Here is a 15609-nt window from a genome sequence, read left to right as displayed (position 1 = left end):
GCCTATCCTTATTTCAACATCTTATTCGTGATCTTTTGTGTTTAATTCAGCAATCAGGCTTTCAATTCGATTTCCGTAATCTACAGATTCGTCGAATTCAAAATGCAGTTCTGGTGTTTTGCGAAGTCTGATTCGATTGCCAATTTCAGAGCGGATGTACCCTTTAGCCTTTGCAAGACCTTTTAAGGTTTCCTCTCTTTTCTTCTCGTCGCCAAGAACAGAAATGTAGACTTTGGCAATTTGCAAATCACCGGATACTTCGACATCAGTTACAGTCAAAAAGCCGATTCTTGGATCTTTTAGCTTTCTGCCTAAGATGTCGCCCAATTCTTTTTTCATTTGCTCACCCACACGGGTTGCTCTCATACTCATGATCTTATCACCTCTAATTAAAACCACTCAGTTTTCGTGATCGTTCGTTCAATTTCAGGAAAAGAATCGATAAAGCTTAATACACGCTGAAGCTCCTTTTCCACTTGAACCCGAGATGAGGAAATCACGGCGATTCCGATTGATGTACGCTGCCATGTATCCTGGTAATCCATTTCAGCAATGGTTACATTGAATTTATGACGCGTTCTTGTCAATATTCGCTGAAGAACCGCACGTTTTTCCTTCAGTGAGGATGCATCATAGATCATGCACTCACATTCGGTATAACCGATCATTTTCTTTCGATTTCTTGCATAACGAATGATTCCATGACATCACCTTCACGGATATCATTGTATTTCTTAATGGTAATACCACATTCATAGCCTTGTGAAACTTCTTTCACATCATCTTTAAATCGTTTTAACACGTCAACTTCGCCTTCAAAAATAACGACGCCGTCACGGATTAAGCGGATTCCGCTATCTCTTGTAATCGTTCCTTCAGTTACATAGCCGCCAGCAATTGTACCGATTTTAGATACTTTGAACGTTTGACGAACTTCAACTTGACCGATGACTTTTTCTTCATATTCAGGGTCAAGCATTCCTTTCATCGCAGCTTCAATTTCATCGATGACTTTATAGATAATGCGGTGCAAGCGGATATCTACGTTCTCTGTTTCAGCTGTGCTCTTCGCATTTCCATCAGGACGTACGTTAAAGCCAATCACGATAGCATTAGAAGCACTTGCTAAAATGATGTCTGATTCTGTAATCGCTCCAACACCCGTATGGATGATTTTCACTTTTACGCCTTCGACTTCAATTTTTTGAAGAGCTGCTGTTAATGCTTCAGCAGAGCCTTGTACGTCTGCTTTCACGATCAAGTTGATATCTTTTACGTCACCTTGTTTGATTTGCTCAAATAGGTCGTCTAGAGATAATTTTGCTTTATCTGAACGCTGTTCGTCCAGCTGTTTAGAAGCACGCGCCTCACCGACTTGACGAGCTGTCTTTTCATCTTTGAATACAAGGAACTGATCCCCTGCATTCGGTACATCGTTTAAACCAGTGATTTCAACAGGTGTAGATGGTCCTGCTGTTTTCACGCGGCGGCCGATGTCATTGACCATTGCACGTACACGGCCAAATGTATTTCCGACAACGATTGGGTCACCTACATGAAGTGTACCTGTTTGAACAAGAAGGGTTGCAACAGAACCTCTTCCTTTATCAAGCTCAGCCTCGATGACAGTCCCTTTTGCCGCACGATTAGGGTTGGCTTTCAGTTCTGCTACTTCGCTGACAAGAAGGATCATTTCGATCAATTCGTCAATGCCTTCACCTGTTTTCGCAGATAGTGGAACGAAAATGGTTTCGCCGCCCCAAGCTTCTGGTACAAGACCATGCTCAGTTAATTCCTGCATCACGCGGTCAGGGTTCGCTGTTGGTTTGTCAATTTTGTTAACAGCAACAATGATTGGCACTTCTGCCGCTTTCGCATGGTTAATCGCTTCAATTGTTTGAGGCATGACACCATCATCTGCTGCAACGACTAGAATTGTCGTATCCGTTACTTCGGCACCACGTGCACGCATCGTTGTAAATGCTGCGTGTCCAGGTGTATCAAGGAACGTAATTTTTTTGCCGTTTTCTTCAATTTGGTATGCACCGATATGCTGCGTGATTCCACCTGCTTCGCCTTCGACGACTTTTGTCTTACGAATGCTGTCAAGAAGAGTTGTTTTCCCGTGGTCAACGTGTCCCATGATCGTTACAACTGGAGGGCGTACTTGCATATCTTCTTCTTTATCTTCAACTTCATACTTTTCAAGTTCAGTTTCTTCTAAAATAATGACTTCCTCTACTGGAACACCATATTCAGAAGCGATTAATTCAACTGTATCTTTATCAAGTTCTTGGTTGATCGTTGCCATGACACCAAGCATCATCAGCTTTTTGATGATTTCAGCTGTTTCTTTTCCAAGCTCATCAGCCAGCTGGCCGACAGTCATTGAATTTGTAAATTCAATTTTTTCAGGAAGCTCTTTTTTAGGCTTCACAGGTCTAGCTTGCTGATGCTGCGATTTGTTATTTCCACCGCGTTTATTTTTGTTTTTATTTTGGTTGTTGTTTTTTTTGTTTTTATTAAATTGATTATTCTGCACGTCATTCTTCTTTCTATCATTGTTTTTGTTAGATGATTGTTTTTTTTGTTCTGCGGGTTTCTCGTTAGCTGTCTCTTTTGCTTTGGCTTTTTTATAGATAGCGTCTAGCTTTTTCACAGTGTCGTCTTCAAGCGTCGCCATGTGGTTGTTCACTTCCACGTTCATATCCTTAAGCGCTGCTATAATATCTTTACTTGAAACATCTATGGCTTTTGCGTATTCATATACTCTCACTTTAGCCATTCGTTCACCCCCAAATAAATTAATCGAGCAAGCTTATGAGCTTCTTAGCGAAGCCTTGGTCAGTGACAGCGACAACTACGCGAGCTTCTTTCCCAATAGAACGTCCGAGAACGGAACGGTCTTCAACTTTTCTAACCGGAACATTATAAAATTTGCATTTGTCAGATACCTTTTTCTCTGTGTTAGATGAGGCATCTGCTGCAAGAAGAACCAGCTTAGCACGCGCATGTCTAATTTCTTTGATCACCAGATCTTCTCCTGACACGACTTTACGAGCTCGATTTGCTAGACCAAGCAAAGGATACCATTCAGATTCATTCATTAGGTTTTTTCACCTTTTCAGCCAGTTCTAGTAATTCTTCAAATATGTGTTCGTCAATCTGTGTCTGAAATTGCTGCTGTAAACTGCGTTTGTTCTTTGCCGCAAGAATGGTTTCTTTATCGAGAGAAAGGTAAGCTCCGCGTCCGTTCATTTTTCCGGTAGCGTCAACAGACACTTCTCCTTCTTTAGAACGAACAACACGGATCAGTTCTTTCTTTGGTTTCATTTCTCCCGTCACGACGCATTTTCTAAGCGGGATTTTTTTTCGGCTTTTCACCTTTAATATCACCTCTTATTCGTCAGATTCCTCAGCTACTGGTTCAGCCTCTAAGAAAAGAGATTCAGAGTCTTCAGTTCTTGGGAAAATACCGAGTTCCCTTGCATCTGTTTCGCTTTTAATGTCGATTTTCCAGCTAGTCAGCTTCGCTGCAAGGCGGGCATTTTGACCTCTTTTACCAATCGCTAATGACAGCTGATAATCAGGGACAATGACTGTTGTCGCCTTGTCTTCTTCATTCACAATGACATCAAGTACTTTTGATGGACTGAGCGCATTGGCAACAAATTCAACCGGGTCATTAGACCAATGGACAATGTCAATTTTTTCGCCTTTTAGCTCATTGACAATTGCTTGTACACGCTGACCTTTTGGTCCAACACAGGAGCCAACTGGATCAACATCAGGATCATCTGTACGAACAGATATTTTAGAACGGTCCCCAGCTTCTCTAGCAACCGATTTAAGCTCTACAGTACCATCATAAATTTCTGGTACTTCAATTTCAAATAAACGCTTTAAAAGACCTGGATGTGTTCTAGACACATAAATTTGTGGTCCTTTTGTTGTTTTTTCTACTTTTGTAATGAACACTTTAATGCGGTCATGTGGTTTGTATTCTTCATTTGGCATTTGTTCATTGACAGGAAGAAGGGCTTCGATTTTGCCAAGTGACACGTAAATAAATTTACTGTCAATCCGCTGAACGATTCCCGTCATAATGTCTTCCTCGCGGTCGATGAACTCAGTGTAGATCACACCACGCTCTGCTTCTCTCACTCGCTGCGTCACAACTTGTTTCGCTGTCTGAGCTGCAATGCGTCCGAAGTCTTTTGGTGTGACTTCAATCTCAACGACGTCACCAACCATGTAATTCGGGTTAATATTGGCTGCATCATCTACAGAGATTTCAAGGCGAGAATCATACACTTCATCTACAACATCTTTTCTTGCGAACACACGAATTGTTCCCGTTTCGCGGTTTAAATCAACACGAACATTTTGTGCTTGATTAAAATTACGCTTATATGCAGAAATGAGTGCAGCTTCTATCGCTTCAATTATAATTTCTTTACTAATACCCTTCTCTTTCTCAAGAACAGTCAGGGCATCTAACAACTCACTACTCATTTTTATGGTTCCCCCTTATATCAATGAAAAGGTTAATTGAACGAAACTGCTAATCTTGCGTTAGCTATTTTTTCGTATGGAATATTGATCTCTTTCTTTCTTGTCTTGATCTTCACTGTCACTGTTGCAATCTCACCATCAAAGCTTGTAAGCTCACCTTCAAATGCTTTTTCACCATCAATTGGTTCATATGTTTTCATGAAAACATTTTTTCCAAGTGCTTTTTCAAAATCAGCTTTTTTCTTTAATGGGCGCTCCGCTCCAGGAGAGGACACTTCAAGAAAGTAGTTTTGGCTAATCGGATCTGCCTCATCAAGCTTTTCGCTCAAGGCTTCGCTCACTTTGGCACACTCTTCGATATCGACACCTTTATCAGAGTCAATAAACACGCGAAGGAACCAGTTTTGACCCTCTTTGACAAATTCAACATCAACGAGTTCAAGCTGTAAGCCATCTAAAATTGGCTGCACCATTTCGCTTACGACATCCACTACTTTTTTGCTCATTCTCTTCCTCCTTGTGCTTTCGATAAACGCTCTTATCAATCATTCTGCATAAAAACCCTGCTTTATGTGAGCAGGGGGAGCAGAAAACGGATGAATAATGTCGAGACAAAAATTGCCTGTTCAATACAAAAGAGCGGGTTTCCCCACTCTTGTCTCGGTAATCGTTAGCATTTCCATAAAAACTATACCATATCCAATTTTTTTATGCAAATGAAGTTCCTCCTTATAATAGGTACTTGCTCAACGATTACTGCAGCATGTTCAGTACCATTAATACCTCTCTCTTCCTTTATATATAAACGGAAAGCCACTATGAATAGAGCGGACTGGTAATAATGCACCTGAATGCAATGAGCGAAGAACAGAGCTCCCCTATGAAAGAAAGTAACATCTACACTAAGCCATCTCTATTTCCAAAAAACATTTTGTATGACACAGTATGGTTATTTATATAGAAGCAAAGAGTGTATCAGTAAACAGCCTTCACTTTCAAATTTTTCATCCCCCCTAATGGATAAGTACTTTAACGTTAAAGAAATAAGCACTTTGCCTTTGTCACTCACTTCAGATAACCGCGTTCTAATTTTTAGGGAATAGCAATGTAAAGATCATTCATATTGAACTCCCCGAAGAGCAGGCGGAGACTGAACGGATAACCTTCATATTATACATGAGAAAGAACCATGTTTATATGGAATGAATTTATCCAGACTGTTTAATCAGCCATGCATGTAAAAGTAAAGGTGTCTTCTGTGCTGAATTGCTATATTCATCTGGAACCTGCCTTAACGTTTGTTGTAAATTTTCATTTCCTATTAACGATAAAAATTCCATACTAAATGGGCTAAACCCTCCAATTATAGAAGTACCAATCTTATACATCATATCTTTTCTAGTTTTGGTCATATAGGTGAGTAACTGCTCGAACTCAGATAATGTCAATGAGGCGTGATATTGATCATATAAATACAGTTCTTCTTCTTTGTTCTCAACTGAACTCAATCCACTTTCTATACTATCTCGATTTAAATCAACTATATAAATAATAGATTCATTTGATAAATAAGGAAGTAACTGTTCTAATAATGCTAAAGGATCTTCAAATAGCCCAAAACACAGATGTATTAAAATCGCATCATAACTTTTCGCATGTGATGAAAAATTTTTGATATCTGTACAAATAAAATTAGCTTTTAAATTCAATTGATTTGCACAATGTATGGCTTCTTCAGATGAATCAATTCCAGTCAAATCAGCTTGAGGTAATTGCTTAGATAAATACTCAAGCATCTGCCCTTGTCCACATCCTATATCTAAAATAGAGGCAGGGTTTTTTTGAATGTTAGTTGATAATAAGAAATGAAAGTTTCAGCTGATAGACATCGAGTAAATGGCGTTTCTCGATTATCATAATTTGAACTTATTTTTCTTTTTTCTGAATCCAAAAACCATGACTGCGCCAGAGCTCTTTTCCCTTTAAGCTCTTTCATCTTTTCTTGTATTATCACAGGGTTTACCACCTTTATAAAAAGTCTCACCAATCAGTTTCAGATAATACGGGAGGTTTCGTTTTGAAGTTCTTTATTTTGCGAGGTTGAAAAAAATGAATGAACAGATTATGTGAAATATGAAATGCTATCGCTGCTAGAATACCAAATGTTAAGTATGAAATAACTGTGATTAATGTAAAAAGCGACATATAAGCAATAGACTTAACACCGCCTATTGGTATATGCAGCAAGATAAATCCTATTGAACTAATACAGATCGATACAGCTACAGACTCCACAGAATTCGTTAGTAATAATAACGGAAGAAAGAACCGCCAAATCAATTCTTCTGATAGAGCCGTTAATGGAAGAAAAAAGATTGAATCAACATTGACAACATATCTGCCTCTAAATGCAACAACTTTGTTTTTTAATTTCCATAGAACTGACGGTAATAGGACACCTAATAAAAAGAAGAATAAAACACCATACACATTTTTATTATTAGAAATTTCAACTAAGAGCTCTTGAGAAAATGCTCCACAGCATATAGAAGCTCCGATAATCGTGAATCCATCATAGCTCCTCTGAGGAGTGATATATGTTATTAACTTTCGATCGGATATTGGTTTATCTCTCTTGATTTTGATCACCATTTTAGAGCTTAAGGGACCCAAAAAGTGAATGAGGATCCCTAAAGCTGCTACCGTTGAAATCATCTATTTAAGTACCCGCAATCAATGTATAAATTGGGGCATCATCTACTCCATTAAATCCACCGATCAGTTCCATTAACTCATCATCGATAAACCCTCCGAATGGTCGGCTATTAATCTTCTGTGCAGTAGATAGCAAAATCATATTTTGCATGACATGTCCTGCCTCCATAAAAACGAAGCGATAAGAACGATGTCCATACTTAAATCGAGAACGCCAAAAATTAGCTGAAATGACTACAGCAAATGCAAAATCTTGAACGGATTCTTCTTGTAACATTATTTTCTCAAATTCTTTTTCAGAGTAATCACCCATTTTGGTCAATCCTTTTCTATACGGATCGAAATGATAAATACCTTTGTCTAAAGAATCCACTTTGTTGGCTACAATAAATAGATCTAGAGGATAAAGTGCCCCGCCAGATGGTATAGGGCGTCTAGGTCCTTCTTTACGCTCTACCAATCCATAACTCTTCTGTAAAACTGTTGAGAGTTGTTCTAATGAAACACTCCCCCCGCTAAAATAATCTGCACTTCTTCGTTCCTTAATGACATCATCTAAAGTTATATTTGTATTTAATGGTTTAGGCAGTAAAATTAAAGGTAGGTCATCAAATCTTTTACTTGCATGTGTAGCAATCTTTTGCAAAGTTTGAGATCGTAGCAGCCCTGCAACACCAGGTGCGTCCCATGCCATTGAACCCCTATAGATTTTTGTTGCCTCAAACCAATTTTCAGAAGGATCATCAAACCGTAATGCTTCGTTTCCATACACAACATCAGCCAAATTAGTAGCATGTCTTTCAATACTATTCATATATTTAATCACCTTTCTACGATATTAAGGAAATGGATGCGGAATTGGATTCAGTTCTTCTAACTTAAAAGGTTTATCTACTAAACCTAAATGATAAGAATGTTTTAAAATACGTTCTCCGCCCAACATTCTACCTCTATAAAGAACGTCAATCGGTTTATATCCAGGAATAATTGATTTTACAACATAGGCACCAGCATCTTTTATATCAGGGCTGGTTAAATCAAAAGTTGCTACATGATATCCTTGTTTTGATAAATGACTGACAAGGTTAGTCCATAAAATGTCTGGAGAACGATCATCAAACGGTGCATAGTCTTTAACGTCCACTAATTTCTCACTCGCTGTTAAAAAATCAGCTTCTTTCACAATAGCTGTTCCCGCATAGAGTTTAATATGATCTTCAAAACTGTTAATATCTCGATGATAATCTACATCCACTAAGGCGTTCCCTAATCGTTGTTCTGTTTTTACCCAAGTTCTTGTATACATTCCCTCTATTGCAGCTTTCTCACATGCTCTTTCAATTGAATGAGCAGAGGCCGCGCCAATAGCAAATGGAGCTAAATCTGTATGAGGATTTCTTATCACTGCCAAAATAGTAGGAACACCAGAAAAAATGCTCATGTCTACTAAATGCAAATCAAGAGAAGTAGGTTTAATATATCTTTCATAGAAGTGTTTTAATCTAGGTGAGGTATTAATATCGATCTGCGGTAAACTTAACTTATTGTACCAAGTAAGCATAAATGCATCTCTTTCAATTGTTTCAAATAAACCTGAGATTGCAGCTTCTTGATATGTAATACCACAAGCTAGTCCATTACTAGTTGCATGACCAATATTGGGGTCTCCTGGCCACTCAGTATAGTTTGCAATATAAATTAATTGAGCAGGCGTCCAAACTTCTTCATTATTTTCAGCAATATGACCTTTTCTCCACCATAATTTTGTATCTTCATTCCATCTATCATGAGGAAAATTCGGGTCTTCATATTGAGTGACAGCATACATCTCCCACTTATCAAAGCCAATTACTGATTTGCCTTCATTGATTAAGTCCTTTTGAGTACCAAAACATACAACATCAGAGTTTAAAGGTAAATAAGCGGCACTATATCTTTCCACCGTTTCACCTATAGCTGCTAATCTGGCTGCAGCTGGATTAGCAGATCCTCCCCCATTATATGAATTAGATGGTACTCCAAATAAAATATTGCTGTCTGTACCATGCGCTCCATATGAATGACCCCATATATCATCAACGTCTCTGAGTTTTCTATACTCTCTACGGACTATCCCAACATAAGGATCTGCCAATTGGTCGAGTATTTCCCATGACTCTTCTAACGTTGTCCATTTATTAGCCATAATTAATTATTCACCTCACCATGAAACCAAACTTGAGGAAAACCTGTATCTGCAGCTGGGGAACACTTTGGGCATCTAGGAACTCGATAAACACGATGATGATTACATGAGACACCTTTATCATCTAAATTAATTGTTGTAAATCCACCTGGTGTTGCACTTGGTGCGTAATCTTTTAGTGTGAGCCATTCTAAAATTAAATTACTTGCAATTCCGATTTGAACTAAATTAATCGGCATATGATAAACCGGTTTCTTTTCAGGATTTATAGGTTTTATTTTCATTAAGTCTGATCGCAATACTTCGTCAGAAAAATTTGCTGATTTTCGAAGGTTATAGCAATGTAAACAAGCTGATTGATGTGGCAAGAAAAATGGACCTACCCAAGATGTCTGTCCATCATATGGCACAATGCTTAACCAAGGGATATGGTCTTCTAATGCCAGATCATTTATTTCTTCAAAAATCGGATCTAAATGAGAGTTGCCGATAGCAACCCTGATATCTGGCTGCTTATTTAATTCTCCTTTAAGCACTACATGTAGCCCTGCCTCTTGCAAATGACGAATAAATTCAGCAGCAACTGGGTTATGATCTCGCGTAATAACTTCAACAATCCCTGTTTTTAAACGATCTAGTATATCTTCAACCAATACTTGTCCACCGGCTCTTTCATAAGACAAAAGCGCAGTTAAATCAAAGGTCATATCCGTCTTAACACACATTCCGTTCGCAACTAAAAATTCGAGGACATGTTTTAATTGATCACTCTCTACTTCGAAATTCTCCTCCAGCTCTTTAATGGAAACCCCATTATCTTCCGTAAGATAATCAGAAATTTCTTGAATAAATTCAATAATTCCGTCACCTTCAATTTTGGTGACAGTTTGCGCTTTTAAACCAATCAAACTGTCTTCTAGTATACCTAGCGTAATGTGTGGTGCTAATTTATACCTCGTCATTTCTTGGTCTTTGACAAACATATATTATTCCTCCTTAAGAATAATTAATTTGTATTTTAGATAATTGTGCCCGATTTGGGGGGTGACCAATTATTTGTTCCAGCGTGTTCGTAAATGGCTGTAAATGTTTTGAAGAAGAAGCTTCTTGAAATTCGGCTAACCATTCTAATACGTCTAAAGGCATATTGTTCTGGGACAAAATTGATATGACCTCTTCTTTACTTTTACAATACAATTCAATTTTCATGTTTAAATCCTCTTCAAAAATATCCTTCAGCCTACTCATACTTACTAACTCTGGTCCTGTTAAATCATATGCCTTTCCAGCGCGATTCCTAACATCCTGTTTAGGGATCAAACATGCCTTTACAACATCTTTTGTATTGATCCAATTAACTCCCTCGGGAGAAAATGCAGTTATTAATTTACCAGTAGCACCTGCCCATCCTCTATAAAGTTCTATATTAATATCAAGCGGTGAAGTCCTATAAAGTATGCTATTCTGATAGATTTTCAATAATTCACTTTCAAGAGAACCTAGTTCATCCTCGACAGTATGCCTTCTATTAGATAAAATAATCGTTTCCGTTTGAAAATCAGTATTATTTATAAAGAATTCTTTGTCATAACTAACAGCCCCGCCCAAATCAATTATTTGAACAGGATAGTCTTCATACTCAACTTTCATCTTCTCTAAATAGGCTTTTATTGGTTCTCTAATCCCGACATAATGAATACTCATAAAGATCCCCTCCCTCTTTTCTCTTTCCTGATTATCAGTGAATGGTGAAAATCTAAATTAATCAAACTTATAATAGAAATAGTAATCTTCTATTTGAGTTCTTCATAACATAGTAACCTCAACTTTTTTCATACATTTAATTAACTTAATATCTAAATACCCAAAACATTTGATTCAAATTAACACCAACCTTTAATCCAAAAATAACATAAAGACCATATAAAACCTCAAAATACATTAAATTTTAAATATAGTATTATTTTCCATAGTCATATTAAACCACATTTTTTCAGTGGTATCAACGGACTTTTCAGAAAATATAAAACTTTCACACTGAGATATTGACAAATAAAGACTTATGAACCATCATATGTAATATATCAACTACATATCTATGTTGATAAATTTTAACTAAGGAGGTCTAAAGATGACTAAAATTACAATCCCAACTGCTTTGGCTGCTAAGGTACATGGGGAAGGTCAACATTTATTCGAACCAATGGCTGCGCGCTGCACTTGCACAACAATCATCTCAAGTTCTTCAACTTTCTAATCAACTTTAGTTTTTTCGACATATCATTGAAAAGATCGCTCGCCCACCTACCTAGCGAAGCAGACTTAGCTAGGTGGGTGGGCATTTTTCATTTGAAAATAGAAGTTTCCACATTTATTTTGCTTAACGAAAACCTTGCATCCATATCATGTTAATGGGACAGCAAGAGATAGTGAATAAAACAAAAAAAGGCTATTGAGATTTTTCTCAATAGCCCCCAATGTATTAAATATCGATTACTTCCACACCGCTTAAATCTGCCCCTTCTCCTTCTAAAATATGATAAGTCATTTTATCCATTGTCACTCCAATAAAGTTTAATTTTTTAATCGTACATGATTTAAAATTAATATTGATTAATTTAGAATTCTCAAAAGAAATGTTTTTAAAATAACAATTTTCAAATAAAACATTTATTAAAGATGATTCATCAATACTAATGTTGGGTAAATGACAGCCATATAAGGATGAATTCGTTATCTCACAATGTTCAAAATGAGATTGAGTCAAATCACTCTTTTCAAAGGTAGATGAGGAAATTTTAGAATGGCTAATATTAACTTTTCTCAGATAGCACCCATTAAAATCTGAATGGCTCATTACTTTTTGTACAATCGATAGCCCCTTAAAATCGCATAACTTATATTTAACATTTATAAACGTTAACCAATCTAAATCAGCATTAACAAATATTTTTTTCACATGCTCTACGCGGTTATGATCATCAATTACTAATGTATGATTATCAATGCTTATTTCGCCTGATTTCAGCTTTTCAATAAGCATATCCTGAACCTCTGCATCTTTTAATCCATCATTTTCGAGTTTTAATTTAACATTTCCAAGCAGCTCTAATAATTCTTTTTTCTTTTCTTCATATGTTTTGTCTTTTTTATATGGCCGAAAACAACTTTCAACATACAGTTCTAACTCTTCACTTAACATTGACTCACTCCTTTTTTTCAGACAGCATACAAGCATTGATTTTGCGGTGCATAACATTTAGCTGAAATTTTTAGAGACTAGCCTCTTGCTCGCTTTATATATTTTTTATAGCCAACCAACGAAAGAATAAACCCTAACAGTGTATAGCCTATAAGGACTGCTGTTACTAAGATCAAATTCTCTCCCCCTGGTAGTGTTGATACTGATTGCACTAAGCCTTGATGTGCCCAATACTGCGGGAAGAGCATACCAATTATTTTGAGATAACTAGGTAATTGATCAAATGGAGTCCATAAGCCACAAGCAACTGCTGTCCCTAAAGCAATCATGTTCGTCATTACTAAGCCTGTATTCTCAGTTTTAGCAAATGCGGCGATGGCAACTCCCCATGAAGTCACTTGCATTGATAATAGGACAACTACTAAGAAATACGAGCTGTATTGTGTTATTTCAATACCATATAAATAAACCCCTAAAATGGTTAACAACAAAACTTGAAATAAGATAATGATAAAAAATGGAACGCACTTTCCAAGAAAAAAATGATGCGGCTGTAAAGGAGTACTTGCTAGCCTTGCCACAATTCCTTTCTCACGATCTTTTACAAAACTAATGACAATTGAAATAATGACAAATGTGGAGAAAAACACGCTCATCCCTGTCACTGATTGAGAAGCAACTAATGTTTTTTGTGCTTGAGAACTACCTGATGTAAATAATTCTATTAAAAGAATAATTGAAGCAACTGGTAATAAAATGGTCCAGAACAACAATGATCGATCTTTCACCTGTTTTATAGATTCGATGCGGACTAATGGCCACATAAAAATCACTCCCGTTATATTCATTTGATTCCCTTCTATATAAATCTTAAATAATCACATTTTTTATTTATTTTACCATTTGTGGATGTGACGAATTAGAATTAGTCACATAATGTTGACTAATTACGTATGATTTTAAATCACGGTACACACAAATTAATTCTGTTCGTTAGATTTATGCTCTTTCTACATCAGTTACTCTTTTAAGTTATTTTAATTGAAAAAAATACGAGAGTGCTTTTCATTCATAAAGACATTTTATTGTAATTGATCCCGTAAATCTGTTCCTGTTAATTGAAAAAAGACATCTTCAAGTCTCGGTCTGTACAAAGATAATTGTTGGGGAACGAGTGATTCCTTTTTACTCAGTTTAGCCAAATCTTCTAAAGTATCTAATGGTTTTGTAGTTTTAACTAACACTCCACCTTGATGAGTAACAAAATCATACCCGAGACTAGTTAATGTTTTATTAGGAATCATAGATTCAAAAAAGACAGATGTTTCTGCGTAGCGATTCAAAAGCTCATCTATTTTGCCTTCTTCAACAATGTTCCCTTTATCAATGAAAGCCACATAATCACATAAACTCTCTATTTCCTCCATATAATGACTAACATAGATAATAGTTCTTCCCTCTTCCTTCAATTTGTTAATGATGTCGAAAATATAGCGTCTTGATTGAGGATCTACCCCCACTGTCGGTTCATCTAAAAGAATTAACTTAGGAGCATGCATTAGAGCGCAGCCAATATTCAAACGACGTTTCATTCCTCCTGAAAAGCTTTCAACTATATCATTTGCTCTTTCCCACAATCCTACATCTTTTAGTGTTTTTTCTACTCTTTCTTCTAATGTTTTCCCTTTCAAACCATAAATTTGTCCAAAAAACTCCATATTTACTTTAGCTGTTAATTTTTCCTCTAAGCTGATGTCTTGCGGGATGTAGCCGAGCGCACTCTTAGACTCACCAACATGCTCAACTCTGCCTTCATAAGATTTAATGATGTGAGATATAATTTTCATCAAGGTTGATTTACCAGAACCATTTGGACCTATTAATCCATAACAAACTCCTTCAGGAATTGTTAATGTAATACTTTTTAACGCTTGGGTAGTCCCGTATTTTTTACTGACGTTTTCTATTTTCAACATTCGGCACTCTTTCCTTCCATGTCATTTATTTTTTAAAATGGCTTCAATAACACTCAAATATTCTTTGTAGGCGTGCTCTCCTAAATTTGTTATACTAACGATTGTTTTTGGTTTTTTATCCACAAATGTCTTTGTAATTAGCACATAGCCTGCATCCTCTAATTTTTTTAAATGCGAGCCCAAATTACCGTCTGTTACAGATAAAGAGGCTTTTAAGAAGCTAAAATCACATTTTTCATAAATCATTAGTAAACTCATAATCCCTAACCGAACTTTTGGATGGATTAAATCATTTAAACTATTGACATTACTCATTTCCTTGTCCTTTTCTTTTTAAAATCACACCAGTTAATAACAAACTTCCTCCACCAATAAAAGCGAAGATAATGTTCATTAAACTAGGAAATAATAAAAATGTAGTTACACCTAAAACACTTAGCCAGAACCCCATAATAAAGATCTCTTTAGCCAGAACAATACCTAAGAGTAAATACATGATAGAAACCAATAAAACAACATAAAAGGGTAAATTACTTAATGTATATGGTAATAAACCAACACATATTAAAAAAATAAAGATACCTAAAATAATTCCAAGACCAAGCCATGTGTATTGTAATTGAGTTCTTAAAAACAAGGGCATTGGTATCATTTTCTTTTGTTTAAAATATGTAGTTAAAGTGATAACCCAGCCCGCAATGCCTAAAATAAGCCAAAAGACACCTGCAGTTATTGAATTAGCAAAAAGTAAAGGTATTGAATATCCCATTATCCAAATGAGGCCCCAAATGATAAAATAAATACTGGTTTGTTTGCAATACTCTGTTTTATAGTTTGTAATCGTCTTGATATGAGATAAATTCTCTAATATTTCTGAATTATTGAATTTTTCATTAGGCATAAATAAACTCCTCTTCCACAAAGAACTCTGTACTACAGAGTATAGAATTAAATTTCCATTTAGTCAAGTTATTGGAAATACCTTTTTTATGAATTAAAATAAAAACTAGATATAA

General features: G+C 36.3%; 20 protein-coding genes. 1 reads left to right on the top strand and 19 read right to left on the bottom strand.

The window, feature by feature from the left end; all coding sequences use genetic code 11:
- Positions 1-21: 21 nt before the first annotated feature.
- The 14 genes from rbfA to NSQ76_RS08675 form a co-directional block, all read right to left on the bottom strand.
- Positions 22-372 carry a 30S ribosome-binding factor RbfA gene (gene rbfA / locus NSQ76_RS08740; protein ID WP_007499525.1) on the bottom strand — a complete coding sequence of 117 codons (351 nt, stop codon included), beginning with the start codon at positions 370-372 and terminating at the stop codon, positions 22-24.
- Positions 373-389: 17 nt separating this feature from the next.
- A complete protein-coding gene (locus tag NSQ76_RS08735) occupies positions 390-668 on the bottom strand; it encodes a DUF503 domain-containing protein (protein ID WP_024424137.1) in 279 nt (92 codons plus the stop codon).
- The gene (gene infB, locus NSQ76_RS08730; protein WP_034623586.1) at positions 665-2785 is read right to left on the bottom strand and encodes a translation initiation factor IF-2; all 2121 of its coding nucleotides are present in this window, start codon (positions 2783-2785) and stop codon (positions 665-667) included. Before infB ends, NSQ76_RS08735 begins: the two co-directional genes overlap by 4 nt.
- 19 nt (positions 2786-2804) lie before the next feature.
- Positions 2805-3107, bottom strand: a complete 303-nt coding sequence (locus NSQ76_RS08725) for a YlxQ family RNA-binding protein (protein WP_024424138.1) — start codon at positions 3105-3107, stop codon at positions 2805-2807.
- Positions 3100-3384, bottom strand: coding sequence for an RNase P modulator RnpM (gene rnpM / locus NSQ76_RS08720; RefSeq protein WP_024424139.1), 285 nt, complete (start codon positions 3382-3384; stop codon positions 3100-3102). The genes NSQ76_RS08725 and rnpM overlap by 8 nt, the downstream gene beginning before the upstream one ends.
- Positions 3385-3399: 15 nt before the next feature.
- A complete protein-coding gene (gene nusA, locus NSQ76_RS08715; RefSeq protein ID WP_024424140.1) occupies positions 3400-4515 on the bottom strand; it encodes a transcription termination factor NusA in 1116 nt (371 codons plus the stop codon).
- A 32-nt stretch (positions 4516-4547) separates the two neighbouring features.
- Positions 4548-5021 carry a ribosome maturation factor RimP gene (rimP, locus tag NSQ76_RS08710; RefSeq protein WP_003211398.1) on the bottom strand — a complete coding sequence of 158 codons (474 nt, stop codon included), beginning with the start codon at positions 5019-5021 and terminating at the stop codon, positions 4548-4550.
- Positions 5022-5723: 702 nt separating this feature from the next.
- Positions 5724-6332, bottom strand: a complete 609-nt coding sequence (locus tag NSQ76_RS08705; RefSeq protein WP_341055771.1) for a class I SAM-dependent methyltransferase — start codon at positions 6330-6332, stop codon at positions 5724-5726.
- Positions 6333-6334: 2 nt separating this feature from the next.
- Positions 6335-6529 carry a hypothetical protein gene (locus NSQ76_RS08700; protein WP_341053367.1) on the bottom strand — a complete coding sequence of 65 codons (195 nt, stop codon included), beginning with the start codon at positions 6527-6529 and terminating at the stop codon, positions 6335-6337.
- 26 nt (positions 6530-6555) lie between these two features.
- A complete protein-coding gene (locus NSQ76_RS08695; protein WP_341053365.1) occupies positions 6556-7230 on the bottom strand; it encodes a CPBP family intramembrane glutamic endopeptidase in 675 nt (224 codons plus the stop codon).
- A gap of 4 nt (positions 7231-7234) precedes the next feature.
- A complete protein-coding gene (locus NSQ76_RS08690) occupies positions 7235-8044 on the bottom strand; it encodes a SagB/ThcOx family dehydrogenase (protein WP_111927386.1) in 810 nt (269 codons plus the stop codon).
- A gap of 24 nt (positions 8045-8068) precedes the next feature.
- Positions 8069-9415, bottom strand: a complete 1347-nt coding sequence (locus tag NSQ76_RS08685; RefSeq protein WP_285708332.1) for a YcaO-like family protein — start codon at positions 9413-9415, stop codon at positions 8069-8071.
- A gap of 2 nt (positions 9416-9417) precedes the next feature.
- Positions 9418-10398 (bottom strand): TOMM precursor leader peptide-binding protein, encoded by a 981-nt coding sequence (locus NSQ76_RS08680; protein ID WP_341053359.1) that lies wholly within the window; start codon positions 10396-10398, stop codon positions 9418-9420.
- A 13-nt stretch (positions 10399-10411) separates the two neighbouring features.
- Positions 10412-11119, bottom strand: a complete 708-nt coding sequence (locus NSQ76_RS08675) for a protein involved in maturation (RefSeq protein WP_034623597.1) — start codon at positions 11117-11119, stop codon at positions 10412-10414.
- Between the two features lie 427 nt (positions 11120-11546).
- Here NSQ76_RS08675 and NSQ76_RS08670 point away from each other — a divergent pair, with 427 nt between their 5' ends.
- Complete coding sequence (locus NSQ76_RS08670) at positions 11547-11672, top strand: plantazolicin family TOMM peptide (protein WP_080701195.1); 126 nt, start codon at positions 11547-11549, stop codon at positions 11670-11672.
- A gap of 225 nt (positions 11673-11897) precedes the next feature.
- On the opposite strand, the gene NSQ76_RS08665 is transcribed toward NSQ76_RS08670, so the two are convergent.
- The 5 genes from NSQ76_RS08665 to NSQ76_RS08645 form a co-directional block, all read right to left on the bottom strand.
- Positions 11898-12617, bottom strand: a complete 720-nt coding sequence (locus NSQ76_RS08665; RefSeq protein ID WP_034623599.1) for a pentapeptide repeat-containing protein — start codon at positions 12615-12617, stop codon at positions 11898-11900.
- A gap of 77 nt (positions 12618-12694) precedes the next feature.
- Positions 12695-13465 (bottom strand): ABC transporter permease, encoded by a 771-nt coding sequence (locus tag NSQ76_RS08660; protein WP_227001718.1) that lies wholly within the window; start codon positions 13463-13465, stop codon positions 12695-12697.
- A gap of 234 nt (positions 13466-13699) precedes the next feature.
- A complete protein-coding gene (locus NSQ76_RS08655; RefSeq protein ID WP_133743808.1) occupies positions 13700-14593 on the bottom strand; it encodes an ABC transporter ATP-binding protein in 894 nt (297 codons plus the stop codon).
- A gap of 21 nt (positions 14594-14614) precedes the next feature.
- A complete protein-coding gene (locus tag NSQ76_RS08650; protein WP_135031763.1) occupies positions 14615-14908 on the bottom strand; it encodes a winged helix-turn-helix domain-containing protein in 294 nt (97 codons plus the stop codon).
- The gene (locus NSQ76_RS08645) at positions 14901-15494 is read right to left on the bottom strand and encodes a hypothetical protein (protein WP_135031766.1); all 594 of its coding nucleotides are present in this window, start codon (positions 15492-15494) and stop codon (positions 14901-14903) included. The genes NSQ76_RS08650 and NSQ76_RS08645 overlap by 8 nt, the downstream gene beginning before the upstream one ends.
- Between the last annotated feature and the right edge of the window lie 115 nt (positions 15495-15609).

Source organism: Bacillus sp. FSL M8-0256 (assembly GCF_038005765.1).
Lineage (GTDB): Bacteria > Bacillota > Bacilli > Bacillales > Bacillaceae > Bacillus > Bacillus safensis.
This window is presented reverse-complemented; position numbering and strand designations above follow the sequence as displayed.

Bases quoted from the DNA above. Each gene is read 5' to 3' on its own strand.
- rbfA (WP_007499525.1), bottom strand. From the start codon at position 372: ATGAGTATGAGAGCAACCCGTGTGGGTGAGCAAATGAAAAAAGAATTG.
- NSQ76_RS08735 (WP_024424137.1), bottom strand. From the start codon at position 668: ATGATCGGTTATACCGAATGTGAGTGCATGATCTATGATGCATCCTCA.
- infB (WP_034623586.1), bottom strand. From the start codon at position 2,785: ATGGCTAAAGTGAGAGTATATGAATACGCAAAAGCCATAGATGTTTCA.
- NSQ76_RS08725 (WP_024424138.1), bottom strand. From the start codon at position 3,107: ATGAATGAATCTGAATGGTATCCTTTGCTTGGTCTAGCAAATCGAGCT.
- nusA (WP_024424140.1), bottom strand. From the start codon at position 4,515: ATGAGTAGTGAGTTGTTAGATGCCCTGACTGTTCTTGAGAAAGAGAAG.
- rimP (WP_003211398.1), bottom strand. From the start codon at position 5,021: ATGAGCAAAAAAGTAGTGGATGTCGTAAGCGAAATGGTGCAGCCAATT.
- NSQ76_RS08695 (WP_341053365.1), bottom strand. From the start codon at position 7,230: ATGATTTCAACGGTAGCAGCTTTAGGGATCCTCATTCACTTTTTGGGT.
- NSQ76_RS08690 (WP_111927386.1), bottom strand. From the start codon at position 8,044: ATGAATAGTATTGAAAGACATGCTACTAATTTGGCTGATGTTGTGTAT.
- NSQ76_RS08685 (WP_285708332.1), bottom strand. From the start codon at position 9,415: ATGGCTAATAAATGGACAACGTTAGAAGAGTCATGGGAAATACTCGAC.
- NSQ76_RS08680 (WP_341053359.1), bottom strand. From the start codon at position 10,398: ATGTTTGTCAAAGACCAAGAAATGACGAGGTATAAATTAGCACCACAC.
- NSQ76_RS08675 (WP_034623597.1), bottom strand. From the start codon at position 11,119: ATGAGTATTCATTATGTCGGGATTAGAGAACCAATAAAAGCCTATTTA.
- NSQ76_RS08670 (WP_080701195.1), top strand. From the start codon at position 11,547: ATGACTAAAATTACAATCCCAACTGCTTTGGCTGCTAAGGTACATGGG.
- NSQ76_RS08665 (WP_034623599.1), bottom strand. From the start codon at position 12,617: ATGTTAAGTGAAGAGTTAGAACTGTATGTTGAAAGTTGTTTTCGGCCA.
- NSQ76_RS08660 (WP_227001718.1), bottom strand. From the start codon at position 13,465: ATGAATATAACGGGAGTGATTTTTATGTGGCCATTAGTCCGCATCGAA.
- NSQ76_RS08655 (WP_133743808.1), bottom strand. From the start codon at position 14,593: ATGTTGAAAATAGAAAACGTCAGTAAAAAATACGGGACTACCCAAGCG.
- NSQ76_RS08650 (WP_135031763.1), bottom strand. From the start codon at position 14,908: ATGAGTAATGTCAATAGTTTAAATGATTTAATCCATCCAAAAGTTCGG.
- NSQ76_RS08645 (WP_135031766.1), bottom strand. From the start codon at position 15,494: ATGCCTAATGAAAAATTCAATAATTCAGAAATATTAGAGAATTTATCT.